The sequence below is a fragment of the Planctomycetia bacterium genome, assembly GCA_021413845.1.
Taxonomy (GTDB): Bacteria; Planctomycetota; Planctomycetia; order Pirellulales; family PNKZ01; genus PNKZ01.
The window spans coordinates 11884-38145 of record JAIOPP010000057.1; the positions used below are offsets into that span (position 1 = coordinate 11884).

At 60.6% G+C, this 26262-nt stretch carries 19 protein-coding genes; 8 read left to right on the forward strand and 11 right to left on the reverse strand.

Going from position 1 to position 26262, the window contains the following annotated elements:
• A partial coding sequence (locus K8U03_09990; protein MCE9605217.1) for a hypothetical protein occupies nucleotides 1-1114 on the reverse strand: 1114 nt, incomplete at its 3' end.
• 274 nt (nucleotides 1115-1388) lie between these two features.
• Between K8U03_09990 and K8U03_09995 the strand changes: the two genes are divergently transcribed.
• Nucleotides 1389-2990, forward strand: a complete 1602-nt coding sequence (locus K8U03_09995; GenBank protein MCE9605218.1) for an MFS transporter — start codon at nucleotides 1389-1391, stop codon at nucleotides 2988-2990.
• 157 nt (nucleotides 2991-3147) lie between these two features.
• The gene (gene tnpA, locus K8U03_10000; protein ID MCE9605219.1) at nucleotides 3148-3600 is read left to right on the forward strand and encodes an IS200/IS605 family transposase; all 453 of its coding nucleotides are present in this window, start codon (nucleotides 3148-3150) and stop codon (nucleotides 3598-3600) included.
• Between the two features lie 121 nt (nucleotides 3601-3721).
• Here tnpA and tilS read toward each other — a convergent pair whose 3' ends face one another.
• Entirely contained in the window at nucleotides 3722-4732 is a 1011-nt protein-coding gene (tilS, locus tag K8U03_10005) for a tRNA lysidine(34) synthetase TilS (protein ID MCE9605220.1), read from the reverse strand.
• Between the two features lie 738 nt (nucleotides 4733-5470).
• Here tilS and rny point away from each other — a divergent pair.
• The 3 genes from rny (at nucleotide 5471) to K8U03_10020 (ending at nucleotide 8773) form a co-directional block, all read left to right on the forward strand.
• On the forward strand, nucleotides 5471-7042 hold the full coding sequence (rny, locus tag K8U03_10010; protein ID MCE9605221.1) for a ribonuclease Y: 1572 nt from the start codon (nucleotides 5471-5473) through the stop codon (nucleotides 7040-7042).
• Nucleotides 7043-7100: 58 nt separating this feature from the next.
• Nucleotides 7101-7940, forward strand: coding sequence for a TIGR00282 family metallophosphoesterase (locus tag K8U03_10015; GenBank protein MCE9605222.1), 840 nt, complete (start codon nucleotides 7101-7103; stop codon nucleotides 7938-7940).
• Nucleotides 7941-8113: 173 nt separating this feature from the next.
• Nucleotides 8114-8773, forward strand: coding sequence for a hypothetical protein (locus K8U03_10020; GenBank protein MCE9605223.1), 660 nt, complete (start codon nucleotides 8114-8116; stop codon nucleotides 8771-8773).
• A 78-nt stretch (nucleotides 8774-8851) separates the two neighbouring features.
• Here K8U03_10020 and K8U03_10025 read toward each other — a convergent pair whose 3' ends face one another.
• On the reverse strand, nucleotides 8852-10873 hold the full coding sequence (locus tag K8U03_10025; protein MCE9605224.1) for a VWA domain-containing protein: 2022 nt from the start codon (nucleotides 10871-10873) through the stop codon (nucleotides 8852-8854).
• A gap of 276 nt (nucleotides 10874-11149) precedes the next feature.
• On the opposite strand from K8U03_10025, the gene K8U03_10030 reads away from it, so the two are divergent.
• Nucleotides 11150-12088 (forward strand): hypothetical protein, encoded by a 939-nt coding sequence (locus K8U03_10030; GenBank protein MCE9605225.1) that lies wholly within the window; start codon nucleotides 11150-11152, stop codon nucleotides 12086-12088.
• A 67-nt stretch (nucleotides 12089-12155) separates the two neighbouring features.
• Here the strand turns inward: K8U03_10030 and K8U03_10035 are convergent, their stop codons facing one another.
• Nucleotides 12156-13226 carry a tail protein X gene (locus tag K8U03_10035; GenBank protein ID MCE9605226.1) on the reverse strand — a complete coding sequence of 357 codons (1071 nt, stop codon included), beginning with the start codon at nucleotides 13224-13226 and terminating at the stop codon, nucleotides 12156-12158.
• Nucleotides 13227-13475: 249 nt separating this feature from the next.
• A complete protein-coding gene (secD, locus tag K8U03_10040) occupies nucleotides 13476-16646 on the reverse strand; it encodes a protein translocase subunit SecD (protein ID MCE9605227.1) in 3171 nt (1056 codons plus the stop codon).
• Between the two features lie 46 nt (nucleotides 16647-16692).
• Here secD and K8U03_10045 point away from each other — a divergent pair, with 46 nt between their 5' ends.
• Complete coding sequence (locus tag K8U03_10045; protein MCE9605228.1) at nucleotides 16693-17454, forward strand: hypothetical protein; 762 nt, start codon at nucleotides 16693-16695, stop codon at nucleotides 17452-17454.
• A gap of 192 nt (nucleotides 17455-17646) precedes the next feature.
• Here K8U03_10045 and yajC read toward each other — a convergent pair whose 3' ends face one another.
• A complete protein-coding gene (gene yajC, locus K8U03_10050) occupies nucleotides 17647-18021 on the reverse strand; it encodes a preprotein translocase subunit YajC (protein ID MCE9605229.1) in 375 nt (124 codons plus the stop codon).
• Between the two features lie 282 nt (nucleotides 18022-18303).
• On the reverse strand, nucleotides 18304-19488 hold the full coding sequence (gene tgt, locus K8U03_10055) for a tRNA guanosine(34) transglycosylase Tgt (GenBank protein ID MCE9605230.1): 1185 nt from the start codon (nucleotides 19486-19488) through the stop codon (nucleotides 18304-18306).
• A 180-nt stretch (nucleotides 19489-19668) separates the two neighbouring features.
• Here tgt and K8U03_10060 point away from each other — a divergent pair, with 180 nt between their 5' ends.
• Nucleotides 19669-20160, forward strand: a complete 492-nt coding sequence (locus K8U03_10060) for a hypothetical protein (protein MCE9605231.1) — start codon at nucleotides 19669-19671, stop codon at nucleotides 20158-20160.
• Nucleotides 20161-20209: 49 nt separating this feature from the next.
• Here K8U03_10060 and K8U03_10065 read toward each other — a convergent pair whose 3' ends face one another.
• The 4 genes from K8U03_10065 to K8U03_10080 form a co-directional block, all read right to left on the reverse strand.
• On the reverse strand, nucleotides 20210-21409 hold the full coding sequence (locus K8U03_10065; GenBank protein ID MCE9605232.1) for a G protein-coupled receptor LGR4: 1200 nt from the start codon (nucleotides 21407-21409) through the stop codon (nucleotides 20210-20212).
• Between the two features lie 48 nt (nucleotides 21410-21457).
• Nucleotides 21458-23575 (reverse strand): alpha/beta hydrolase, encoded by a 2118-nt coding sequence (locus K8U03_10070; GenBank protein ID MCE9605233.1) that lies wholly within the window; start codon nucleotides 23573-23575, stop codon nucleotides 21458-21460.
• Between the two features lie 13 nt (nucleotides 23576-23588).
• Nucleotides 23589-24713: a caspase family protein gene (locus K8U03_10075; GenBank protein ID MCE9605234.1), complete on the reverse strand. Its 1125-nt coding sequence runs from the start codon at nucleotides 24711-24713 to the stop codon at nucleotides 23589-23591.
• A 63-nt stretch (nucleotides 24714-24776) separates the two neighbouring features.
• Complete coding sequence (locus tag K8U03_10080) at nucleotides 24777-26258, reverse strand: hypothetical protein (protein MCE9605235.1); 1482 nt, start codon at nucleotides 26256-26258, stop codon at nucleotides 24777-24779.
• Between the last annotated feature and the right edge of the window lie 4 nt (nucleotides 26259-26262).

The window sequence follows — 26262 nt, forward strand, 5'->3', positions numbered from 1 at the left end:
CCCGTTCGCAATCGATGTTCAACGTCGCTGCGCCATGCAGTGCCGTCAGCTCCGTGATGCTCACGCGGTCGCGATTCAGCGAGAACTTGCCGGCGAGATCCGTCAGCGGATACACCAGCCGCGGGTCTTCTAAGCGTCCTTGCAGCAATTTGCCGTCGATTTGATAGTCGAGCGTGGATGCGGGAGGCGTACTTCCCTCTGCGGTCGGAAGGTCGCTCACAACTGCCGGCGTGTTCGTCAAACGAAATTGCAATTGCGCTTTCGCGCGGAGTGCCGCAAGTTTCTCAAGTCCGGCTGCCGCCGCACTCGGCAGGCTTTGCCTGAGCTCAGGGCAAATATCCAGCGAGTCGATCGTGCCCGACATCGACCACGCGCCGCCGCCGGCCGGATCGAATGTCGCTTCGAGCGCAAGATTGCGCACATGATCGCCGTCGAGATGCCCCTCGAAACGAATCGGTCGGCGCGTCCCCGGCGGGAAGTCTCCTTCCGCAACCGCCCAGCGCGCTTGCGCATCGCGCAGCACCAGCTTCGACGGCGCTGCGCCGCTCGGATCGACGATTTCGATAATGCCCGACTCGATGACGCCGGTCGGAGTTCCTTCGCCGAACTTCGGAATCGGCAAGAGCTTACCGGCAGACCAAGAACCATCGGACCTACGTGCGACGCGCAAGATCGGCTTGCGCAGCGTGAGCTTCGAGACTTGGAGTTTCGCATGGATTAGGTCGCGCGGATCGGTGCCGCAATGCACGAAGAGTTCGTCGACGAACAGCAACTCGTCTTGAGGGCCCGAGCGGTTCGGCTCGACGATCGACAAGCCGCGCACGCGAATCCCTTCGCCGCGTACGAGTTGCGCTTCGCGTACCGTGACTTTGAGCTTCGGATATTGCGAGCCGAGCTTGGCTTCGACCGTGCGACGTACTTCGTCGTCGATGCGATGATAAAAGTAGAAGCCGAGCGCGATCGCCACGCACAGCGCGAGCGCTGCCGTCCACTTAATCAACATCCAAACGAAATCGACGAACAGTCGAAAAATGATCCCGACTCCTTCGGGAAAGCCCCGGCGAGCGTCCTGCCGCGCCGGTGAGAAACGAGAGAAATGCGCGGCATGTTCCATCGTTTGGGGTCGGGGGTCAAGCGAGGTTCCCCGCGTGCCGGCGCGGCCGGCTGCCGGTCGGGCAAGCCAGGCCGGCTTTGACGTCGCCGGCCGGAGAGAAGCGAATCCGAAAAGGGTGGTATTTCGCTTACTCCTAGGTATACTGCGAGGCTTAGTAAATCCGCCAGCTGTGCCGGCGATTCGGTTTTATCCTAGATCCGGTCCCGCGTTTCTCTGACCCGCCGCTTGCGTTTTCGACACTCCACACACACCCCGCATCTAGGGACCGTTTTTCATGTCGGCAAAAACTGAAGGCATCGCAGATAACGCTGGTCGACTTCTCTGGGCCGGCTTCATGGCGATTCTCGCCGCCGGCGTCGGCTTCGCGATTCGAGGCGGCATTTTCGACAACTGGGGTGCCGAATACGGCTTCACCGCATCGCAACTCGGCGCCATCGGCGGCGCTGGCTTCTCCGGATTTTGCTTCGGCATCATTTTCGGCGGCGTCATCGTCGACAAGATCGGCTACGGCAAGCTCGTCGAGCTGGCGCTCGTTTGCCATATCCTCTCCGCCGTCGTTACCTTCGCGGCAAGCACGCCGGAAAACGCCTATGACTATTTGTTCTGGGGCATGTTCATCTTTGCGTATGCCAACGGCACGCTCGAAGCCGTCGCGAATCCGCTCGTTGCCACGCTCTATCCGAAGAATCGCACGCACTACCTCAACATCCTTCATGCGAGTTGGCCGGCAGGCATGGTGCTCGGCGCCGTTGCCGGTTGGGTGCTCGACGACGCGATGAAGATCGGCTGGAAGTACCAACTCGCTCTTTATCTCGTCCCCACGATCATTTACGGCATCATGTTTATGGGGCAGAAATTTCCGAAGTCGGAAGCGGCCGAGAAGGGTGCGAGCTTCTCCGAAATGTTGAAGCCGGTTGGATTGCTCGGCGCGGCAGTCGCTTGCTTTCTCCTCTCGAAGTTTTTTGCCGACATTTTCAAGTCGTCCCCCCAGGCCGACTTGATCGGCTACGCCATTGGTGGAGCGCTGTTGATTGCCGTAGGCGTGGTGACGAAATTCTCCATCGGCTCGATCTTGCTGTTCGTCCTGTTCATCACCCATGCACTCGTCGGTGCCGTCGAATTGGGAACCGATGGTTGGATCCAAAACATCACCGGTAATTTATTCACGTCCGAACAAGGTAAGTATCTGTTTATTTGGACGTCCGCCATCATGTTCGGCCTGCGGTTCTGTGCGCACTTCATCGAACACTCGCTTAAACTGTCGCCGATCGGGCTCCTTTTCGTCTGCTCGGTAATCGCCTGTATCGGTCTGAACTTATCCAGCACGATGACCACGTTCTCCATGGCGCTTCTCGCACTAGGCATCTATGCCGTGGGTAAGACGTTTTTCTGGCCGACCATGCTCGCCGTCATCGGCGATCGCTTTCCGCAAACGGGCGCGGTCGCGATGTCGATCATGGGAGGCATCGGCATGCTCTCGGCCGGACTCATCGGCGGACCCGGCCTCGGTTACGGCAAAGATCGCTTCGCCGGCGAAGAGTTAAAGGCGTCCGACTCCGCTCTCTACGAAGAATATAAAGCGGCCTCGCCGTCGAAGTTCCTGAATATCGAAAGCACCGCAGCTGTCGGCCTCGACGGCAAGAAACTGGGCGAAGCCAAAGATGCAAAAGAGAAAATGACGCCGGCACAGAAGTTGGTCGTCGAAGCCGACCAGCGCGGCGACCGCCGCACGCTGAAGGCCGACTCTTACATCCCGGCGGCGATGGCGGCCATCTACTTGTTGCTGTTCCTCTACTTCAAGACGATCGGCGGTTACAAGCCGGTACACTTCGCCGAAGAACTCACTGGCGGCACGACCGGCCCGATGGAAGCTTGAAACCGGCCGAAGAAGCGATGAGCGAGAGTCCGGTCGCGTAGCGACCAACTGATGGTAGCCGTGGGTTGAAACCCACGGTTACCGGGGCCACGCGACTAGATCGGCGTCGCGTAGCGACGCTTGATCTGCGTATCGTATGCCTAGGAATCGCATCACGATGGCGAACACGTTCACGTCGCTGCGATACCACATCGCCTTCAGTACCAAACAGCGAAAACGCTGGATCGCTCCCGAGATCGAAGAGCGAGTTTGGTCCTATCTCGGTGGAATTGCCGAACGGAACGGCATGCAACCGCTTGCGATCGGCGGTGTGGACGACCATGTGCATCTCTTGCTCGGCATCCCGCCGAAGCTCGCCGTAAGCGACGCCGTGAAATATCTCAAGGGAGGCTCGTCGAAATGGTTCCACGAGACTTTTCCGCAGCTCTTGGAATTCGGTTGGCAAGACGGCTATGGCGCGTTCACGGTCGGTCGCTCGCAAATCGAAGCGACGGAAGAATATATCCGCGGGCAACGTGATCATCATCGCGTGCAGACGTTCGAGGAAGAATATCTCGCGTTTTTGCGCAAACATGAGTTGAGTTTCGATCCGCGACATGTGTTCGATTGATCGGGTGCGATGATGGCAAGCGTCGCTACGCGACGCATCACGTTTGCCGCGATTTCGCATTCCGTGGGTTGAAACCCACGGCTACCATCGTGGTCGTCGCTACGCGACTACAGGGCGACTACTACTGCCGTATGACCAAGCGTGCTCCAACCCGTTCGACCATCACACCGCCGGGAAACATTCGTTTCGCGGCGGTGTTGCCGTTCAAGGCAAGATCGGCGAGGGCTTCCCATTCGTCGAAGCCCATTGCTTGGAGCGGCAGGCCGGCGGCGTTCCAGGCCGTCGTGAGGACTTCGCGCACGAGATACCTCGGTTGATTCGCCAGTGCCGTGCAATCGAGTTCGAACGCGCCGCGCTCCGAGCGAGTTACGGCCGCTCGCAACAACGGCTCAACCAACGCCGCTGCGAAGTCGCGTAATTCCTCGGCCTGTATCGCGAGCCGCGACAGCGCATCGACGACTTGCGGGTTGTACTCTTGCGCCAAGAGAGGCAACAAATCGTGTCGCACTCGATTGCGCGTATACGCTCGATCGACGTTCGACGAGTCGATTCGATACGGCTGCCCGATCGATTCGAGATACTCGACGATCTCGCAGCGCCGCAGCATGAGCATCGGGCGGATCAGCCCGATGGTGTCGCCGTCGAGGGGGCGGACGCGCGGGATACCGCCGAGACCGGCAAGCCCCGTGCCGCGCACGATGCGCTGCAGCAAGGTCTCGGCCTGATCATCGCGCGTGTGGGCCGTCGCGATATAGCGGGCTCCGCGACTCCGCGCCGTGTCGACGAGGAATCGATAGCGCAACTCACGGGCCGCTTCTTCGACGCCGTCGCCGCGCTCGCGAGCCGAGAGCGCAACGTCGCCGTTCGAGACAACGCTTTCGATCCCGAGCCGCGCAGCAAGTTCGGCGACGAAGCGTGCATCGCCGTCGGATTCTTCACCGCGCAAGCCATGGTTTAAATGAGCGGCAATGAGTCGGCCGCCGGCCGCCGGGGGTCGCAGCGCGGCGAGAGCGCGGAGTAGAGCAACACTATCGGCCCCGCCGCTCACGGCTACGACGACGGTCTCGTCCGTCCAGCGGCTTAAGGGCCATCCGGCGGCGATCCGCAGTTCCAGCTGGGCAGGCCCGTTCATGCCGCGTAATGCCGATAAATGCTTGCAGTTCCGGCGGTTGCGTTCGCGTCGGACTCTGTTAGGATAAGAAACTTGAATTGCCAGCGATCGTCCGCGGAGCCCCCCTAGCGAGGCGACCCAAGGAGAGCGACGGCGCGAGAAAGACGACTTTACCCGGATCAAGATACTAGAACCAGCCGGTTCGGGAGCTTAGGCGATGCATCTGCTTGCGATTTTCTTGCAGTATCTGCTTAGCCGGCTTCTGAACGAGCCGCAACCGCAACCTGTACCGATCCCCGTGCGACAGCCGACTGCCAAGGCTTCGCCCGATCGTCAGGCTTTCGTGTCGACGAGCGACCCACCAGGTCGAACGTCGATATTCTATGAGTCGACGGAATTCCGAAGGCAAGCAGGAAACGAGAACCGATTCTCGTTTGTTCGGCGTTCAGGACGCAACGCGGCGCACCTTGCCGTCGCGGTCTTGAGCACGACATGCCTCGGCGTCGGCCGTCCGGAAATCTCGTCTTCGTTTTCGGCGTTTGCCGCATTTGCGGCTGCAGTCGGAATTTTCTCGCCCGAGGTGCGCGCCTAGCGCATCGCCGCCTCTTCTTAGTTCGGCTTGATGAACGGGCTCGGTGAGCCAAGACATTCGACTTCGATGTTCGCAGCCTCGCAACCTAACGGTTGCCGGGCAACGCATCCGGTCGCATGACTTGAATCATTCAGCGTGCGATCGCTCCTCCATAAAAAATTACGCCCTTGAGGAGCGAACCCTTGGATAATCCGATCACAGTCGTGCTGATCACGGCGCCGCTCGCGGCCGTGTTGACTTTCGTCTTAATGAAAGTGCTCGACAAGCTGCGCCTGACCGACGCGGAAGGAAAAGCGAAAGAGATCATCACGCAGGCCGAGCGCGAGATCGACAACCGCCGCAAAGAAGCGGAGTTGGCGATCAAGGAAGAGGCCTTGCGCCGCAAAAGCGAGTTTGAAAAAGATCTCCAGAAGCAGCGGCAAGAACTTCACGAGCGCGACCGCGTGCTCGACAAGCGCCAGGACGCTTTGGAAGAGCAGGGGGATCAACTTCGCAAGCAAGAGAAGATGGTCGAGTCGACGCAGCGCAAACTCATGGAACGGCTCGAAGACACGAATCGCCGGCACGAAGAACTCGGCAAATTGCTCGATGTTCAGCGCCAAACGCTCCACCAACTCAGCGGCTTAAGCAAGGAAGACGCGACCCACCGGTTGCTCGAAATGCTCGACCAAGAGCTTGCCAACGAGATCGGCACGCGCATCCATAAGCACGAAAAACGGATGGCGGAAATGGCGGAGGAGAAGTCGCGCGAGATTCTCATTACCGCCATCCAACGCTACGCCTCGGCCCATACCGCCGAATCGACGACGAGCACCGTCGACATTCCAAGCGACGACATGAAGGGACGCATCATCGGTCGCGAAGGACGGAACATTCGCGCCTTCGAGAAAGCGACCGGCGTCGACGTCATCATCGACGACACGCCGGGTGTCGTGATCGTCAGCTGCTTCGATCCGGTTCGTCGCGAGACGGCGCGACTCGCGCTGGCGAAACTCATCGCAGACGGTCGAATTCATCCGGCCCGCATCGAGGAAGTCGCCGCGGAGACGCAGAAAGAACTCGAAACGCATCTCCAGCGCCTCGGCGAAGAAGCGGCCGAAGAAGCCGACGTGCCGGGCCTGAACGAGAAGGTGATCCATCTGCTCGGCCGATTGCACTTCCGCACGAGCTACAGCCAGAACGTGCTGCGACATTCGATCGAAGTCGCCTACCTCACCGGCATGATGGCCGAAGAGCTTGGGCTCGACGGCAAGCTCGCACGCCGCGCCGGCTTGTTGCACGACATCGGCAAGGCAGCCGATCACGAAGCCGAAGGGGGCCACCCGAAGATCGGCGCCGACATCCTCAAGCGAGCCGGCGAGAAACCGGAAGTGGTGCATGCCGCGCTCGGGCATCACGACGACCTCAGGATCGACAACCCATACACGGTGCTCGTCGCCGCGGCGGACGCGGCCAGCGCGGCTCGGCCCGGCGCCCGGCGTGAGTCGCTCGATCGCTATATCAAACGGATGGAAGAGCTCGAAACGATCGCCGGCGGCTTCCCCGGCGTAGAGCAAGCGTTTGCGATTCAAGCGGGGCGCGAGTTGCGCGTGATCGCAAGTTCGCGTGATACGAACGATGTATCGGCGGCGAAGATCGCACGCGATATCGCCAATGCTTTCGAGGAGCAACTCACGTATCCGGGCGAAATCAAAGTAACGGTGCTGCGCGAAGTGCGATTCACCGAAACGGCGAAATAGCCGAAAGGCGCTAAGCGACAAAACGGCTGGACGAGCGAAGAGGACGGAGGAGCGACGAGTGCGACTGCTATTCATCGGCGATATCGTCGGCAAGCCGGGGCGGAAGATCGTCGCTCGGGCGATGCGAGGCTTGATCGCTCGCGAAAAGCTCGATTTTGTCATCGCGAACGGTGAAAACTCGGCGGCCGGCAGCGGAATCACGCCTGATATTCATCGGGAGCTGATCGACGCCGGAGTCGACTGCATCACGCTCGGCGATCACATCTACAAACGCCGCGAGATCATTCCGACGCTCGAGCGCGAGAAAAACATCGTCAAGCCGGCGAACTTCCCCGCTAAGTCCCCCGGGCGCGAGTTCGCGCTCTTGAAAACACGCGACGGAACGCAGGTAGCCGTGGTGAGTCTGCTCGGCCGAGTGTTTATGCGGCCGGTCGATTGCCCGTGGGCCGCGATCGATCGCGTGTTGGCGCTGCTGCCGCCGGACGTGAAGACGGTCTTCGTCGACTTTCATGCCGAAGCGACGAGCGATAAGCAAGTGATGGGGCGCTATCTCGACGGCCGCGTCGCGGCGGTGCTCGGCACGCATACGCATGTTCCGACCGCCGACGAAGAAATCTTTCCGGGCGGCACCGCCTTTCAATGCGATGTCGGCATGACGGGCCCCTATCGCAGCATCCTCGGCCGGGAAATTAGCCGAGTGATGGAGACGACCCTTAGCTTTACGCCGACTCAGTTCGACGTCGCCCTCGACGATATCAGGATGTGCGGGTCGATCGTCGAGATCGACTCGGCAACCGGCCGCGCCACGGCGATTCGGCGGATTCGGATCGACATGGCCGAAGCCGACCGGCTGGCGGCCTCGCTCGCGCCGGCAGCCGCAGCGCCGCGAGCGCTGTAACGCCGAACGAAACGAGCATGCCGGCAGCGGCGGCTCGCTATTGGCCTTGAAGCGGGAACGGTAAGCCGGTACTTTGCCGCGCCTTTCACGAACGACTCGGTCTTCCCGGCGCCGCCGGCGATGGATCGCTCCGGTCGTTTCAGCGAGAACGCTCATACCTTCGAGGACGTCGCATGTCGTCGCCATTTTCCCTGCGGATGCAAATCAAACTCGTCGCTTTGGCGTCGGCGTTATGCGTTCCCTTGGCTTGCGGTTGTACGCAAGCGTTGATTACCGGCATCTATTTGACGAAGGGGGTCGAGACTCCCGCCGAGTTCAAGGAGTTGAAGGGGAAGAAGACCGCCGTGGTCTGTCGTCCGCTGGTGGAATTGCAATATTCGAGTTCGAGCGCTGCGCAGCGTCTGGCAGGTACGGTGTCGCTATTGCTGAAGAAGAAGGTGAAGAAGATCGAATTGATCGGCGCTCAGAAGATCGAGCAATGGACCGACGAACATGAATGGCAGGAATTTTCCGAAGTCGGCAAGGCCGTGAAGAGCGATTACGTCGTCGGGATCGAGATCGAAGAATTCAAGCTCTATCAAGGACAGACGATCTACCAAGGCCGGGCTCGCGTCCACGTCACCGTGCACGACATGAGCAAGGACGGCGAATTGGTTTACGAGAAGAACCTGCCCGAAATCGTTTATCCGCCGCAGGCCGGCATTCCGACTTCAGAGAAACCGGAAGAAGAATTCCGTCGCCAGTTCATCGGCGTCGTGGCCGAGCAAGTCGGCCGATTGTTCTACGGCTACGATCACCGCAAAGACTACGCCGTGGATAGCACGGCACTCTAAGAAGTTGTCGCCGCAACGATTCATCGTCGCCGCACAGGCCGAACTCTTAGAGCTTCACGTTTCTCTGGAGTGTTCTCTCTAAAGCTTCACGTTCTGGCGCATCGGCTTCGGTGTCTCGCGCCGCGGAGGCTGCGGCCGATTCATGTTGTTGCCGTTGTTCGCCACGGGAACTTGCGGCGGTCGCGCACTAGGGGGCGGGGGTGGAGGGTCGTAGCTCTCCTTCCATTTCCAACCGATCGGGTCGTTCAATTCCGCTTCTGCCATCATGGCCCAAGGCGTGCCGCGGTGTTCTTGCGCGACGCGCTCCAGTAGTTCGCGAGCGAGCTTGCCCATCTTGTCGAGTTGGCTGTTCGACGAGACTTCATCGACGGGAACGAGCGTCAACACGTTCGTCTTCGGATCGGCGAGCTTCATGCCCCCTTTCGCGCGGGCCAACATCTGGTTGTAAGCCTCGGTACGAACTTTCACGGCCAAGACGCGGCCGTAAGCAAGATCGAAGCCGGCTCGCCAGCGCGGCTCGACCAGCTTCTCACGATCCTTCTCTCCCGCCTTGATGATCGTGTAGAGGTTATCGATTCTCGGTCCGAGAATCGCGGCTTTCTTTTGCGCTTCATCCAGCGCCGCCTTCATCGACGAATCGTCTTCGCCTGTCTTACGGAAGACGAGCACCGGATTCTGCATCGGATCGACGATCGATTGCTTCGCCGCCTCGACGAGCGCCATCTTGGCTTTATTCTTCGAAACGCTTTTCACGTAATCTTGCGTCGGGAGGTAATCGGGCCGATACGGCTTCATCACCAGCGGGTCGAAGAAGTAATTCAACCGGGCTTGAAAAACGGGAGTCTCGCGCGAGGTAACGAAGCCGTCGATCCGTTCGCGATTGCCGTGAACGGCGAAAAAGATCCCGCCCGTCTCGTAGCACAGCCGCGTGAGGCAATAAGGGCCGAATCCGGAATCGAGCCGATACATACCGTCGTCGCGATTCGCTTTGCCCGAGAAATTGAGCTGCACTTGCTCGGGCAGAAACGTCTCGGCTCCTTGCCGCACCGGAATCCACTGGACCGATTGATCGTAGTTGGGATCGGGATCGACGTACTTGATTTCGATATTCGGACGCCCGAACGGCGCAGGAACTCCGACGACGAAGACCGGCATCTGGTTCCGCTTGCAAACGGCCACGCAGTCTTCCAACCGATTCTCGTCTTCGCCTACTTCATCCGTGAAGACGACCATCATGACACGGCGACGGGGTTGCGAGAAACGGAAGTTCTCGTACTTCTGCGCCGCTGCGCCGATGGCGGTGAACGTCATCTCCACACCGGAGTCGTCGTTGGGGATGCTGGCGACGGCGCTGCGAATCAGGTTGATGTCGTCCGTCGGCTTGTCGGTGAGAAAGGTAATATCTTTTCCGAATGCCACGACCGAAGACAACAACGGCCGATCGGTCGGGCCTTTCGGTGCGACCGCCTTACTGAGGCCGAGCTCCTTATAGATGCGGTCGAATCGCTCGGCGACCGCTTCACGCTGAATCTGCATGCTGCCCGACTGATCGAAGAACCAGACGACGAGCGTCGGCCCTCGTTCGAGCGAGAGGAGGATTTCTTGCGTAATACGATCGAGAGCGCCGAGCGTGCCTGTCGCACCATCGCCAGCAATGCCTTTGATCTGGATGCGCGTCCCTTTGTTCGGCGCCGTAATCAGGTCTTCGAGCAGCGGCACGCGCACTTCCGTGAGCATGCGAGTTTGCGGCGGCCGACGAGGCAGCTCGATCGACTCGGCAACCTTCAGAGCGGTCGAAACCTCGACCTCGACACCGGCCGTGCGCACGGAGCCGACGTTCGGCAACTCGCTCGGTCGCAACAAGAACTCTTGCTTGCGGATTTCGAGCGGAGCTTTTTTCTCCTCCGGCGCGACGAAAGCTTCGAGCGTCGCTACGACCGGCTTCGGAATCGGCGGCATGAAAAGCGTGCCGAGCCCGATGATCAAGAGCATGTGCAAGAACATGCTGCCGATCCAGGCGGGGACTTCATTCGAGAAGGCCCCTTTTAATTCGTGCGCAAACTCGTTCCACCAGCGCGCATCGCCGGACGACCCGCTCATATATCACTCCACGGAAAAACCCTGTTCCGACGGTTTCCGCAGATGCCCGCAAGATTGGGTACTGCACTATTCGGAAATTGTCGACATTCGCCGGCGGCAGGGCAAGTCGGAAGTTCGAAAAACGAAAAGTTTTCGCTCAAGCTTGGTTCGTTGACGCCTCCCGGCCACCCATTTACTATGACCTGGAGCGATATTCACGCCGTCGCCACGGGTCGTCCGTTCGACCATCCGCTCCCTAGCCGCCCCCCTCCGTCCGCCGCTTCGAGGATTTCGTCCATGCCGTTTTCGCATCGCGCCGGTTTTGTTCTGTCGGTATTTGCCTTAATTTCTCTCGGTTTTACCGCGAGCGCTCCGCCGGCTTACGGACAAGCGACGGCGGCCGACAAGCTGCCGATGCCGGAGGAAATCTCCGTCGTCACGAAGGACGGCGTCAAGATCGCGGCGACTTATCTAGCGAGCACGAAAGGGAAAGATGCCGCGGTCGTGATCTTGCTGCACATGTTCAAGGGAAACCGCCGCGACATGGCATCGCTCGGCGCGTATCTCCAGAAGCAAGACGTCGCCGTGGTCATGCCCGACCTTCGCGGTCATGGAGATAGCACGACCGTGAACGTGGAAGGCGTCGATCGAAAGTTCGATGCCTCGACGATGAAGCCGGTTGAGATGAAGCTGATGTCGAACGACTTGGAAGCGATTAAGAAGTTTCTGATCGCCCAGAACAACGAAGGCAAACTCAATATCGAACGGCTCGGCATCATCGCCGCCGAGATGAGCGTGCCGGTCGCGGTCAATTGGACGGTCGACGACTGGTCGTGGCCGGTGCTTCCGACTCTGAAGCAAGGCCAAGACGTCAAGGCGCTCGTGCTACTCTCGCCTCAGATGGCATTCAAGACGTTGAACATGTCCATGGCGATCACCAACCCGCAATCGCCGATTCGAGACAAGATCTCGCTGCTGCTGATCACGGGCGCGGAAGACAAACCGAGCGTGGCCGATGCCCGACGGATCGAACAAACGTACGCACGGATCCGCCCGAAGCCGGAAAAGATCGAAGACAAAACACTCTTCCTTGAAGACACGTTGAAGACGAAGCTCGTCGGCACGAAGTTGCTCGGCGAGAAGAGCTTGGCGATCGAAGAGTTGATCGCTCAGTTCATCGAACTGCGATTGGTGGCCCCGACGACATACGTTTGGAAGGAACGGATGGCCCCGTAACTTCGCGACGCCGGAGACCCCGCGACGCTGTAACGCCGCGACTCAAGGAAGTCGCCGCTCGCCGCAGCTATTCGCCGAGCGGGCGGATTTGTACGCGAGGCAACAATCGAGCCGTCGGCGGAGTTGCAACATCCGCTGCCGCGGCGGATGCAGCCGCTTGATCGGCCGGGGGAATAGCGAGCTCGACGCCGATCGGCAAGAGATCCGGATTCGATAACACGCCTCGATTGGCATCGTATATCGCGATATAGCGTTCGGCATTGCCGTAGTACCGCTCGGCGAGCGACGCGAGAGTCTCGCCGTCGCGCACCCGATGGCGTTTGGGCTTGGATGCTTTCACGCGCGATTGTTCAGGCGGCGGCGTTACCTGTCCGGCATGGGCTTGCGATGCCGCCGGGAGCGGCTGAGAACGCGCATCGGCACCGGAGCCGGCACGAAGCGTCGGCATGACGACGCGCGAGCCCCCGTCGGCATTCCCGACCGAATTCACGCCGACGCCGGTGAACTGCGATCGGGCCTTATCCGCACCGAGCGGCGACGAGATCGCCAGCGGCGGCCCGAACGGCGACGTGGTCGACGACGTCGTCGTCGATAAAGGCTGCGTTGCCGGAGCCGCTGCCGATGTGACGTCAGTCGCGGTCGGTGCGGGATACTCCGCCGGCAATTGCGGGTTCGACGTAATGTTGTGCATCGGAGTCCGCTCCGCTTCATTCAGCGGGTCGCCCACGAAGTACGGCGAGCCGAGTTGCGGTGGGGGAGAACCGTAAGAGGATATTCCGGGAACCGCCGCGACCGCGGCAACGGGTCGATCGGCTTCGGCCCGCACGTATTCCGAAGCGACGCGGCGCTCCGAGCCGGCGGGAGTGCCTCGGTTTCTAAAGGGGTCGATCGTGCCGGTGAACTGCGCCGCGCCGCCGCTGCCCGACGGGATGCCCGCTTCCGGCGCCTGCCCGACGAAGCCCGTAGCGGCCTGCGGCAGATTGGAACGCCGCACGAGGAGATCGTCGGCTACCGATTCGGCGCGGGCCGGCTCGACCGGGGCTTGGCGGAACAGCAAAGCGCCGCCGACCCCGAGGGTCATCACGACGCCCGCGGTCAGAAGTTTCGTACCGGCGTTCACGTTCGATTCTCGCTGCATGACGAACCTCTCTCGCTCTACTCAAGTGTGCCACACCGTTATCTACGCGGCGGAGCATCTCGGCGATCGGCGAATAATTCTTGAGCCGGCGCACTGCGTAAAGCGTAGTGGTCGCACCATGTTTGCGATCGCGGGGGCACCGACTTTGACGACGGCGCAAAGCAAGACGACGCCGGCTCCGAAGAACCGGCGTCGTCTTATATGCAGCAAACGATTCGATGCGAACTTCGCGTCGGCCGGCCGATGCCGTTACACGATCGCCGGGGCCGTTCCACCCTTCGCCGCGGCGAGGGCGTTCTGCTTGCGGAAGAGCCAGAGCAAGATCGGCGATGCGACGTAGATCGTGCTGTACGTTCCGGAGATCGTACCGACGACCATCGCGAACGCGAAGCCGTGAATGCCCGGTCCGCCCCAGAAGTAGAGGATCACGACGACCAAGAATACCGTCAACGACGTGAGGATCGTCCGGCTGAGCGTTTGGTTGACGCAAGTGTTGATCACTTCGCCCGTCATCGCCGGGCTCTTCCCTCGCACTTCTCGGATCCGATCGAAAATCACGATCGTATCGTTGAGCGAGTAACCGATGATCGTCAACAAGGCGGCGACGATCGTGAGATCGATCTTGAACGGATCGACCAAAGCGAAGCCCATATACGGCGCGAGCCACTTGCTGAGCGCCAAGCACCCGACCGTGAAGAGCACGTCGTGTACGAGAGCGAGAATGGCCGCGAAGCCGAACGAAAGGTCTTGGAACCGGAACCAAACATAGAGCATGACCAAGAACAAGCTGACGAGCATCGCATAGATGGCCGATTGCTTGGCGCCGCCGGCGACCGCCGCTCCGACCGATTCGGAAGAGGGGAAGAACGGCGACGAAGCGAGTTGGTTTTCGAGGCGAGTGAGAATCTCCTTCGTCTGCTCGGGCGATGCCGCCACGCGGAACCGCCACGTCTTGAGCGACTGCGAGCTACCGACCTCGAGTTCGGGAGCCGAGAGCTCATAGAGGACCCCCGCAATCTTTTCATCCGGCTGCACGGCCGGCTTGACGAGTTCTTCCAAGCGACGTTGATTCAACTTCGGCGTGAAGTTCAGCTCGACCAAAGTCCCGCCGGCGAATGGATCGACCGGGGCCACGATGTTGGACGTTGACGGGGTGTTGAAGACGGGAAGCGACGGGAACGGAGAAACGTCGGGTGCCGTCGGTGTTGTCGTCAGAGGAGCCGTTGCAGCCGGGCTCGTTGTAGTCGAGCTCGGTACAGCTGTGGCGCTCGGCGTCGCAGTCGGAGCCGGTTGGCACGACGAGTCGACTTCTTCGTCCAAGCCGGACGCGTCGATCGAGTCGGCGGCCAAACCTTCAACCGGCGCGGCGCTGTCCGAGCGGTTGTTCGCCGGCGGGGTTAAGGCAGGGCCGGTCGCCGGTGCGCCGGCGGGAGCGGCCGCCTCGTCGAGACGAACGAGCGCTCCATATTCCAAACGATAACGCTTGAGTTGCTGGCCGAATAGCGTCTTAAGCTTCCCTTCGACGTCGGCGCGATTCGGCTCCGCCGTAACGATCTTGTAGCCGGTGCCCGCGGTGAACTCTTGCGAGGTCACTTCCTGCACGGTTGCTTCCGGCAGAACCGACTCGACCTTTTCACGAACTTCGGCGATGCCGCCGGCAGGAGGCGTATCGAAGACCGTCGTAACCGAAGTTCCGCCGGTGAAATCGATATTGAGCAAATCCGATCCGCGGATCGCCGCCCCGATCAGGCCTGCGCTGAGAAACAGAATCGAGGCGGTGTAGCAGGCGAAGCGCTTGCCGATGAAGTCGTAGTTGGTGTTGCTCATGATCTGCATGAACTTCAAGTTGCTCACCCAACGATTCCGTTCGGCGACGTCGAACATCAATCGCGTGCAAGTGATGGCGGTGAACAAGTTCATCAGGATGCCGACCGTGAGCGTCACGGCGAAGCCCTTGATTTGGTCGGTGCCGATGACGTAGAGCACGATCGCCGTGATCAGCGTCGTCACGTTGGCATCGACGATCGTCACGGTTGCGCGATCGAAGCCGTTACGAATCGCCATGCGGAGCGTAGCGCCCCGATTCAATTCTTCGCGCATTCGCTCGTAGATCAGCACGTTGGCATCGACCGCCATACCGACGGTGAGAGCCAAGCCGGCGAGGCCCGACAGCGTGAACGCGGCGTTGAACATGATCATAAACGCGACGATCAGGAGCACGTTGAGCAGCAGCGCCAAGTTGGCGACGAGCCCCGCGAAGCGATAGTAAATCAGCATGAACACGACCACGACGAGCGTGGCGACGAGCATCGAATAAACACCCGCTTGGATCGTGTCGCGTCCGAGCGTCGCGCTGACGACTTGCTCGCTGACCGGCATCTTGTTCAACGCGGCAGGCAAGCCGCCGGCGGTGAGAATCTCGGCAAGATCCTTGCTCTCTTGTTCGGATTCACCGCTGCCGGTGATTTGGCCGCGATCGGAAATCGTCGTGATGATCCGCGGAGCCGATTGCATCGTACCGTCGAGGATGATCCCCAAGTGGTTGTATTGATTGTTCTCCGGCAAGTTGCTGCTCGTCAGCCGCTCGAAGCGCTGCGCCCCATCGGAGTTGAAGCTGAAGAACACCGCCGGCTTTCCCTTCTCATCGAGGCCCGACGACGCGCTCGAGAGATAATCTCCCGTCACGTTGTAGTTGTCGAGCACGACGAGAACTTGCGCTTCATCCCCGAGCGAGCCGCGGGGGACGACGCGCGTCTCGTAATCCGGCCCGGTCAGTTCGCGCAGCGCCTTGGGGTTGTTGGCGATCGGAATCCAGCGACCGATGATCGGAGCGACGCCGTCGACCGGCGGACCGAGCACGACGTTGCTGCGGAGACTCTTTTTCGAGTCTTCAATGCGTTGTTGGTCGCGAGCCCGATCGATGATTCGTTGATACTTGTGCGCGTTGGCCGTCATGCGGAATTCCAACGCTCCCGAGGTGCTGATCTTGTACTTGATCCGCCGGAGTTCCTCTTGATCGTCGCCGGCTTCCGCGACGGTCTTCGCTTCGGTCGGGCTCGGCACGATCACTTCGATCTTGTCGGTGCCGTAAGGACGAACCGTGATTTCCATCACGTTGCCCGGATCGACGCGTCGCTTCACCGTGCCGACGAGCTTGTCCATCGTCTCATTCGACGGCAATGCCCCGTCTTTATTCGGCAGCAACTCATAGACGAGGATCACGCCGCCGCGAAGATCGATTCCGAGCTTCGGCTGTCCGCCGAAGAGGACGATCGCCAAGCTGGCGACGACGGCGAAGATGACGACGAAAAAGCGCATCGTCTGATCCGGCAGACGCAAGGACTTGCTCAAGATATTCGCTAAGACGATCGGCACGGCGAAGACCCCGGCGATCAGCAGCAGCTTCGCAAACAAAGACATTCCGACCTTCTTCGTCGTCACTTTAATACTATCGGCGGAAAGTGAGGTGCTGCTCGGCTTCGGGGCGGGCAGGGCCACGGCCGTCGCAGTAGGGCCAGTCGCCGCAGGAACCACGGCGGCCGATGCCGTCGGCGTAGCCGTGGGGGCCGGCGTCGTCGCTACCGTCGACGTTGCGGTAGCCGTGGGAGTAGCGATGGTCGTTGCGGTCGGAACGGCAGTAGGAGTCGGCACGGCGGTCGCGGTCGGCGCGGCAACCGTCATCGGAGCCGTGGCGGAAGGAGTCGCAGTCGGAATTGCCGTGGCTACCGTGGCGCTCGGTGTTGCCGAAGGAGCCGCCAACGAACGGGTCGCACTCGGGGACGGGGCTGCCGTCGCGACGGTTGCGGTCGGCGTGGCCGTGGGAATCGCAACCGGTCGGGTCGCACTTGGAGAGGGTGCTGCCGTAGCGACGGGAGTCGCCGTGGCGGCCGGCATTGCGACGGTTGCCGCAGGGACGGCGAGCGGCCGAGTCGCGCTCGGCGTCGGTGCAGCCACGGCAGCGGGAGTTGCCGTCGCGGAAGGAGTCGCCGTCGCCAACGGGCGTGCGGTCGCGCTCGGAGTTGCCGAGGGGGTCGGCTTCGCTGCCGTGGCAGAGGGAGAAGGAGTCGGCGTCGCGCTCGCAGATGGGGCAGGAGTCGGAGTCGGCGTCGCTGCCGGAGCGGCGGTCGCCGAGGGCTTCGGCGTGGCGGCCGAAGTCGCACTAGGGGTCGCGCTAGGCGTTGCCGAGGGCTTGGCCGTGGCCGAAGGGGTTGCACTCGGCGCCGGTTGAGCCGAGACGGTCGGCACGAACCCGACGAGGGTCGACATCACTAAAGCGGCAACATAGGGGAGAACCGCGGCGAGCTTCGGCTTCCGATAAACGGAAAGGGGGGCGATCATGGACTTCTCTCTCCTCAAACGAACCGACGAAGCGATCATGAATCGTCGGCCGGGCGCAGATGGCGGATGAATGAATGGGCGTTTAGTTTTTGTTAACTTCGGTCTTCGAGTCGCTCGCATCTCCTTCGGCCAACACGCGGGCGATGGAGCTGAGCTGCAACCGAAGCTTGGTATCGTTTTTCTCGTCGACGCGAATCGTCACTTCGTTCGCTTCCGATTGCACGTTGGTCACGACGCCGAAGATGCCGCCGGTCGTGAGGACGCGATCGTTCTTCTTGATCGCTTTGAGCAACTCGTCGCGCTTGCGCTGTTCGCGCTGCTGCGGACGAAGCACCATGAAGAAGAACAGAATGCCGATCATCGCGATCGGAAACACCATCGACAGACTGTTCGCGGCGCCGCCGGGATCTTGCGCCAGCAGCCATACGAACGAAAAACCGGAAGCAAGCAGCGTCATCGCAGCGTAACCTTAAAGGCCGTGAAACCTTGGAGACCGTAAATAGAAACAGCCGAACAATCGCACCGGACGGCGACGATCGCACGGCAGGCTTACGAACGGAAAGAACGTCGGGCGAGAGGTCGTTCGACCACGGCCGGCAACCGAGATAAAACCGGCGATCTTTGCAGACCGACCGCCCCCTCGGGCTAGACCATCCCCCCGGACTTCCTAATTCGTAGCCGGGTATCATAAAGCCCTATGCCGTAACGAGCAAGGGGAACCGCAAGCTGCGGCCGACGGTCAATCGCCGGGAGGGAAATCGGCTTCCTCAATCATCGGGCCCGAATGCTCTCGGTCGCTCGCTGCCGCGGCGCGCAGCCAGCCCGCCTTCTTCGCCGCGTAGTATTCGTCGTACCGGCCGGCTTCGATCGCCGCGCGAGCCCCCGCGACGAGGCGCTGGTAATACGTGATGTTGTGAATCGAGAGGAGCGTCGCTCCGAGCATCTCCTTCGCCATCACTAAATGCCGCAGATACCCCCGACTATGTCGACACGCAGGGCAGGGGCAGCCTTCCTCAAGCGGCCGAGGGTCGCGCTCGTGGACTTTATTGCGCAGCCGAACCTGTCCTTCATCGGTAAAGGCCAGAGCATTCCGACCGTTGCGCGTCGGCATGACGCAATCGAACATATCGACCCCGCGACGAATCGCTTCCAACAGATCGATCGGCGTTCCGACTCCCATCAGGTAGCGAGGCTTCTCGCGCGGCATCGCCGGCATCACGGCATCGAGGCACGTATACATCTCGGCCGGAGTTTCCCCGACGCTGAGCCCGCCGATCGCGTAACCGGGAAAGTCGAGTTCGGCGAGCCGCTCGGCACAACGAACGCGCCGCACGGGATCGAGCCCCCCTTGCACGATCGCGAACTGCGCCTGGTCGTCGCGCGTCGCGGCCCGTTTGCAGCGCTCGGCCCAACGGATGGTACGCTCCATCGCATCGTCGATCACGGCGTCGGTCGCCGGCAACGCGACGACGTGGTCGAGCACCATCGCCACATCGCTGCCGAGCGCCTCTTGAATCGCCACGGCGCGCTCGGGCGAAAGCTGCAGCAAGCTCCCGTCGATGTGCGAACGGAAGGTCGCCTGCTCTTCGGTGATCTTCGTCATCTTGGCGAGGCTGAAGAGCTGAAAGCCGCCGCTATCGGTCAAGATCGGGCCGTCCCAAAGCATGAACTTATGCAAGCCGCCGAGGAGCCGCACCGTCTCTTCGCCGGGGCGAAGCGCAAGATGGTAGGTGTTGCCGAGTACCATCTGCGCCCCGGTGGCGCGCAGCTGATCGGTCGTCAACCCCTTCACGGTTCCTTGCGTCCCGACCGGCATGAACGCCGGTGTTTCAAGCGCGCCATGCGGCGTATGAAAACGACCTCGCCGCGCGGAGCTCGCGGGATCTGTCGCTAATAAGTCGAACGAAAATGGAGAGTTGCTCATACGCGGCATGAGATGCAAGGAGCGAGTTTTTTTACCGATGAACGACAACGGCAGGACGAATCGCCATTTTATGGCATTCCACAGGGTTCATAGCCCAAACAGCGTGCAAACATGGAATTCGGGCGCTACCATAACGTTGATTGGAATATTTCATCTCGCTCCGTCGCACGATGCCGCAAAATGCCCACGACGAACTCGCCTCCTGAAACTTCGTCGCGTCTCTGGTGGTTTCTACATTTGGCGGTGAAGATTTGGCTGGGCCTCATCTTGCTCGTAATTCTGTCTGCGGGATTCGCCGACTACATCGTCAATCAGCCCCCGAACATCCGTGAGCATGTCTCTCGCGACGAGTGTCCGATCTCGCTACCGGCATCGGCGACGGATGTGAGCTTCTACTTTCCTCCAGCGCTGCACCCGAACAAGGCCTACGAATTCACGGTCCCGGAAGCAGACTTCAAGCAGTGGGCCTCTGCACGCGGCTGGCCGACGCAACCGATCGGGCCGGCCGGCTACAATGTGCGGCGCTACAGAGCATTTATTCCCGGCGGCGAAGACGAGCCGATTCACATCGTCGACGGGCATCGTTACGAATGGAGGGAAGAAGACCGCGGCGTGTACTGCGGCTTCGATCGACGGAGCGGCCGGTGCTACGTATATACCCATTCGCGTTGAAGCACGCGTCGCACATGGAGATTTGTCGACCGCGACTCAAGCGGCGGCCTCACTCGAACTTCACATCCGTCTTAGACAGCAATTCCTTCACCTTCGCTTGCAGCTCCGGCGTGTTCGGCTTGCTCCGGCGGACGATGCGCATCGACTTTAAGAAGGCGAACTCCTTGAGGGCCGGCAAGCGGGCTTCGGTGATTTCGAATTCCGAGAGCTCCAAGTGTTCCAGGTGTTTCATGCCGGCCACGATCGCCAGATCGGCATCGCTCGTGGTTTGCGCGCCGGTGATGACGAACTTCTTCAGCGTCGACATCTCCTTGACGATCGCAATCCCTTCCGACTTATCGAGCCCGTCGCCGAGTTGCAGGTATTCCAAAGGCAAGGCCGTGATATGCACCAAACACTTCGGGGTCGCTTCGCGCGAGGCGATCTCTAGGCCCTTAAGCTTCTTGAGGCTCGCCAGATGCACGGCCCCGGCATCGGTGAAATGGGCGTGGGCTAGGCTCAGCGTCTCGTAGTTGGGAAACGCTTCGCACATCGCCTGGATGCCGACGTCGTCTAGCTTCGAGCCGCGGAAACTGGAGCTCTTCAAGTTCGTCCAGCCCTTGAAATCTTTGAACGGATGCCCCTTCAACTGCGTGCCGATGTAGGCGAAGCGTTCGAGATTCTTAAGGCCGGCAAGGTGGGCCAAGCCTTCGTCGGTGAGCTTCCCTTGGTTGACGATGTTGAGCACCTTGAGCGACGTGAGTTTGCCGACCGGCTTCAGCCAAGCGTTCTCGGAGTTGGTGTGAATGATGACGAGCGACTCCAGCGTGTCGATCTCGCCGAGGTGCTCGTAGAACGCTTGATCGAAAGGATCGACTTCGCGCTTCTGCTTGACGTTCAACGCCGCACTTCCCAAGTCGACCGATTTCAAGCTATCGAACAACGGGCTGGAAAACGGAGCGCTCGCGGAACCGAACGCCGACTTCAACGCTTCCGGCGTAACGTTGACTCGCTCGAACTTGCCCGGCGCTTTCTCCAACGCGGCGACGACGAAGTCGACATGCGCCTTCCGCTTCACCGCCGCGAGAATTTCCGCAGCGGAGGCCGTCAGGGCTTCTCTCTTCGTTCCTTCCGAGCGCGCGACAAGTGCGTCGAAATCTTCCTTCGTTTTGATCTCAGCCAGGGAATCGGCCGCCGCTGCGACCCGGCAAATCGCCAACCCGGCGAAGAGAATTCCACACAAATAACGCCGGGCGAATATCGAAGTCATCGAGAGATTTCCAGTTGGGGTATGCGAAGTAACTGCGAAGGCGAGACGTCAGCCCCCGCTTGGCTCTGCTTTTCCGTTCGTTTCGGCGTTCGCTTTTCCGAACGTCCAGTAGTTTAGCTTCTCGCTCAGGTGCGACGACAGCCGCCTTTCGAGCGGGGGAAGATTCTTGTCCATCAACAGCTGCACGTCGCCGAGCATCATCATGCAGTCGCCGTAGTAGGAATGGCCCAACAGATCGGTATCGATGTCCGAGGCGTCGACCGTGTCGAGCCCTTCCAGCACCATGATTCCTCGGCTCGAATCGCCGAGTCGAGGACTGTCGTTGAAGGCATACGAGGCATGCAAGGCCCAATCGTTGCGCGAGCAATAGAGGGTCGTCCGATTGGCGATCTTCTGCAACCGTGGCGCGATCTGCTCGCGGAAGACGTCGGCGTCGACGTCGGGCGCGGCCAGTACGATCTGATCGAAAATCTTACCTCGATCCCCCATCGCGAGAACGGCCCGCCCGACGGCGTCGGCCCCCATGCTATGCGCGATGACATGGATTCGCTTCGCGTCGGTTCGCTTCGCCGTGTCGAGCAGAAACTTCATGACGTGTTCGTAGCTGTAGCCGATCTCGTTCCGATCGGAGAAGTAACTCCGCAAGTTAGCTCTCGACGGCCAACTGTAAAACATCGGCACCCCGGCGAACTTCAGATCGTAATGGATCTGCGCCGTGCGGAGCGCCGCCTTCTCGAACGAGACGTTGTAGCCATGCACGAAGATAAAGCAATTGCGGCGATCGACTTCGCGGTCGGCTAGCGAACTGCGGACTTGCTCGAAAAACGCATCTTCTTTCAGCTCCTCGTTGCGACGGAGCATGACGTGATGCGTTTCGTCTTCCGTACCGATCAACGGCCGCTCGACTTCGCCGGCCTTGTGCGCCTGCGGAATGGAGACGTCGCAAAACCCGTAATGGACGCCGCCGTTACGCGCGCGATGCGAACCATAGACCACGCCGGTCGTTTCGCTCAGATAATCTCGCAGCGCCTGATTCCACACGATGACGATCCAAAACGAAGCGCCGACCAAGACGACCGCGGCGAGTGCTCCTCGCAAAATGCTGCGTGCCGTCCGCTCGCGCGCGCTGCGCTGCGCGCGTCGAAACACGCGGTAGAGCAAGAACAAAAACAAGGCCGGAAGTCCGTACAGCAGATAACGCGGATCGGCCGTGGTCCGCAGGATCTCGCGATTAGTGCCGTAATACACGCGCACCGTTTCCGGATGCTCTTCGTCGAGCTTACGCTCGAGATGCAGCGGCGCGGTTTCACGCGGCATCCCTTTGGCGACCGTTCCCGTCGCGACGCGCGTCGTCGGCGAGGGAGTAGCCGGGGGGACGTCGGACGACTTCGGCGCGCTGCCGACGATCCGACTGAGTGCCTGTGCCGCCGCTTGGCGCGCCGCGGCGTCGCCGTTCTTCAAGATGTCCATTAAGCTCGGCACCGCATCCGGTCCCCAGCGTTCGATCTGCTGCAGCGCCGCTGCGGAAGCCTTGGCATCGGCCGACGCGAGCGCTTCGAGAATCGCCTTCCAATAAGCCCCCGAAACCTTGCTCCAGGGGAGTTCGACGTTCGCCAGCGCGATCACCACGCTCCTTTGCGCATCCCGGTCGCCGTTCTTCGCGATCTCCAGCAACTGATCCGCCACGGCGGAGTCGAGCAATTTCAGTGCGCTCAATGCGCGCGCCGCTTGGCGGCGGACCACGGCCGACTTATGGGTCAGAGATTCCCTAAGCAACGCTTCACGCTCGCCGGTCGAAAGCTCGGCCCGAGCGAAATGCCGCTCGAAGACGAAGTCGCTCGTCTTCGGATCGGCAAGGGCTGCGCGCAGATCGGCGGCCGAGATCTTCGTCTTCTTCGAAAGTGGATCTTCTTTCAGAACTTGCGTCGCCCAATCGTCGATCGGATTCGCAGGCTTCGCCCCTTCGACGACGACGGAAGACTTTTCGGCCGTGGCCGTGGGAGACACTGCCGGAACGGCCGTAGCTTTCGGAGTGGCGCTCGGTGTCGGCTTCGGAGATTGCGCGAAGCCCCCGGTCGGACAAACGACGAACCAGCCGACCAAGGCGAACAGGAAGCGGCCGTGGCGCTCGGCATCGACGAAACGTCCTACGCTGCGACCGCTCATAGACTCCCTTCCTTTAATAGCTCAGGCGCACGAGAAATTCATGCCCTGCGAGATCCGAGCCTTCCACCGTCAGTCGCATGATCTGCGGCGAGCTTTTGATAGCGGCTTCGAACTCTTTAGGGCCGGAGATCTTGCGACCGTTCATCGTCGTGATCCGCCTTCCTTTCGCAAGGGGGCCGTAGCTTTCTCGTTCGATGTCGAAAGCTTTGGTCGCCGGCGAACCATCGACGATCTCGACGATCATCGCCCCGCGACCTTCGTTGTCGTCGCGCACGGCGATCCCCAGGCGAATTCCGCGGTCTTTCGGCATGCCCGGGTAGTTCCGAGCGAACACGTTCTGGTCCGTCTGCATCGCTGCACCTTTGGCGACCGCGATGCCGTCGGGATACGCTTCACGAAACATGAGATGAACCCGCACACCGACATCCATCAACAGCTCATCCCAAGTCGAGCGGCGATCGTTCTTTTCCTCGGCCCATTTCGTCAGTGCTTTCGTAAAGAGCGATCCATATTCCTCGCTCAATTCTTTCGGAGGGAGAGAAAAGAAAGCGCTCTCGCCGGGCCCGCAAGCGTTGACGTCGACCACTCCGGTCGGCTCGATAAATAACGATTGAAACAAAGGTGTGTAAGCTTCCGGCGAGGGAATGTACGCGGCGCGAGGAAAGCTTTGCGAGAGTCCGTCGTCGCGCGCGTTACAACAATCGGTAACAAGCACGACGAGCCGCGAGCCATGCGTTTTCGCGGCATTCACGACCTGTTCGCGATAGAGCTTTCCGCCGGCAAGATCGAAATAGCTTCCTCGATCGTCGATGCCGCCGTGTCCGGTGTAGTAAAAAAGAATCGTGTCGTTGCGGTTCGACCGCAGTTGCTCGATCGCCTCGAGCAGTTTCGTGGGCGTCGCCTGTTCGTCTTCCTCAAGCATCAGGAACGATGTCTTGAGTAAATTTTCCGGGCAGCCGCGCTGCAGCATCATGTGCATGTTGCCGACATCGTCGACCAGGTTCGGCCGATACTCGCCCCATTTCGCGGCCGGCGAAATATCGGCGACGAGCAACGCATGGAACTTCTGAGCGGAAGCCGATGCTGCGCAAAGCAAAACGCAAGAGACCGAGAATAAGACGTGTCGCAACGTTTTCATCTAAAGCCTCCTTGAACGCGCGCAGAGTAGATCAACTCGTTCGCTTCGATCTGCCGGCCTCGATCAGCGACCGCCGGCTTTCCCCGGCGCAGGCGAATCGGTCGGCGAAGCGAGGAGCCGCCCGAGACCTCGACTCGATTTTAGCGTTCGCGGCGCACTTTTGTCGGCCGACTTTTCGAACATTCGGTCGTCGACGAACGCCGGCGTCACAGCCGCCGCAGCCGCATCGCCGAACTTCGGCCGTGCGGTAAACGTCGGCTTTTCCTGATCCGCTACGAAACATTCCCGTGCCCGTCGGCGACCGAATTCGAACTCCTGTCGGGCCGTAAGATCGCGGTTGTCCATATGGCTTTCGAACTCCGCGTCGGGGGTCGTTTGCAGATCCGCCCACCATTCCATCCGCTGCATAACCGGCTCGGTGTCGGCCAATAGCCAATCTCGAACAGCCGAACGGGAAAGCAAATCGAAATGCCGGAAGCCGGTGCCGAACGTCCGAATGCCCGGCAACATCCGTCGCACGTCTTGCGCCGGAAGCGCCATGATGTACCCGCCGTAGTACGACCGTTGTCGGACGTTGCCGAGTTCGCCGAGCCGTGAGTCGACGAGGATCTTTTCCGGCGACGGATCGACGACCGGTTGAAAGTACGTCGGCTCCGAGACCGAAGCTTTGATGGCGAAGGCCACGTCGGCTGCCGTCTCGACGAGTCGCAGATCGGCTTGCCGCTCTGCGGCCGGAATTTGTCGGAGCAAATCATACATCGAACGATCGACGAAGAACGTAACGCCTCGACCGATACGACGATCGGGCCCCAGCTTGAGGTTCGGATGTTCCTGGGCGAAGCGGTCGGGATGCGCGCGATAGAAATCGTACACCTCCTTCCGCCAGGAGACCGTCATGGTTTCCGGATCAAGCTCTTTGAACCGCGCTGAGTCCCGACCATCGGTCGCATCGCCGTCTTCCAGCGTTTCTTTGTTGCAACTGACGATCAGCAACGGAAATCGCGGCCGGGCCGTACTACGCCCGGCTATTTCCTCGAGCGTTTTCGCATCGCGCCAACGTTCTACCCCCAACGCAAAGGCAACGTATTCGCGAAGTTGTTCGTGTCCGATTTCGGTCGGCTTGCCACGAACCATCTTCCCGAACTTCGTATGTGGATTCTCCATGTTGCGCACGGCATCGCGATTCCCTTCCGTCAGACGCTGCTCGGCATGCCGCACGTTGGCGTCGGAGAACCCAAAGCAGCTAAAGAAGGCCGCGGCGATCGAGCCGCTGCTGTTTCCCGCCACGATCACGCGATTGTTCCGCAGCGCCGGAATGCGTGCATAAGCTTCATGCAGTACCCCGGCATCGTACGGCAGACATGAACCTTTTCCTTGAAAGCAGAACAACAGTTCGATTTCCGAAAACCGACGTCGCTCCTCGTCGGAAAGTCGCTCAATGGGCAGTCGCGCGACGGGCTCCGCGGTAACGGCGCGCGATGGAGCAGACGCTTCGAGCAAGCTTAAGCACGCCGCTAATACGAATACCAATCGATGTTTCCACATACGC

What these genes read in the sequence shown, in the direction of transcription:
- K8U03_09995 (MCE9605218.1), top strand. Translation starts at nt 1,389, where the DNA reads ATGTCGGCAAAAACTGAAGGCATCGCAGATAACGCTGGTCGACTTCTC.
- tnpA (MCE9605219.1), top strand. Translation starts at nt 3,148, where the DNA reads ATGGCGAACACGTTCACGTCGCTGCGATACCACATCGCCTTCAGTACC.
- tilS (MCE9605220.1), bottom strand. Translation starts at nt 4,732, where the DNA reads ATGAACGGGCCTGCCCAGCTGGAACTGCGGATCGCCGCCGGATGGCCC.
- K8U03_10020 (MCE9605223.1), top strand. Translation starts at nt 8,114, where the DNA reads ATGTCGTCGCCATTTTCCCTGCGGATGCAAATCAAACTCGTCGCTTTG.
- K8U03_10025 (MCE9605224.1), bottom strand. Translation starts at nt 10,873, where the DNA reads ATGAGCGGGTCGTCCGGCGATGCGCGCTGGTGGAACGAGTTTGCGCAC.
- K8U03_10030 (MCE9605225.1), top strand. Translation starts at nt 11,150, where the DNA reads ATGCCGTTTTCGCATCGCGCCGGTTTTGTTCTGTCGGTATTTGCCTTA.
- K8U03_10035 (MCE9605226.1), bottom strand. Translation starts at nt 13,226, where the DNA reads ATGCAGCGAGAATCGAACGTGAACGCCGGTACGAAACTTCTGACCGCG.
- secD (MCE9605227.1), bottom strand. Translation starts at nt 16,646, where the DNA reads ATGTCTTTGTTTGCGAAGCTGCTGCTGATCGCCGGGGTCTTCGCCGTG.
- yajC (MCE9605229.1), bottom strand. Translation starts at nt 18,021, where the DNA reads ATGACGCTGCTTGCTTCCGGTTTTTCGTTCGTATGGCTGCTGGCGCAA.
- tgt (MCE9605230.1), bottom strand. Translation starts at nt 19,488, where the DNA reads ATGAGCAACTCTCCATTTTCGTTCGACTTATTAGCGACAGATCCCGCG.
- K8U03_10060 (MCE9605231.1), top strand. Translation starts at nt 19,669, where the DNA reads ATGCCCACGACGAACTCGCCTCCTGAAACTTCGTCGCGTCTCTGGTGG.
- K8U03_10065 (MCE9605232.1), bottom strand. Translation starts at nt 21,409, where the DNA reads ATGACTTCGATATTCGCCCGGCGTTATTTGTGTGGAATTCTCTTCGCC.
- K8U03_10070 (MCE9605233.1), bottom strand. Translation starts at nt 23,575, where the DNA reads ATGAGCGGTCGCAGCGTAGGACGTTTCGTCGATGCCGAGCGCCACGGC.
- K8U03_10075 (MCE9605234.1), bottom strand. Translation starts at nt 24,713, where the DNA reads ATGAAAACGTTGCGACACGTCTTATTCTCGGTCTCTTGCGTTTTGCTT.
- K8U03_10080 (MCE9605235.1), bottom strand. Translation starts at nt 26,258, where the DNA reads ATGTGGAAACATCGATTGGTATTCGTATTAGCGGCGTGCTTAAGCTTG.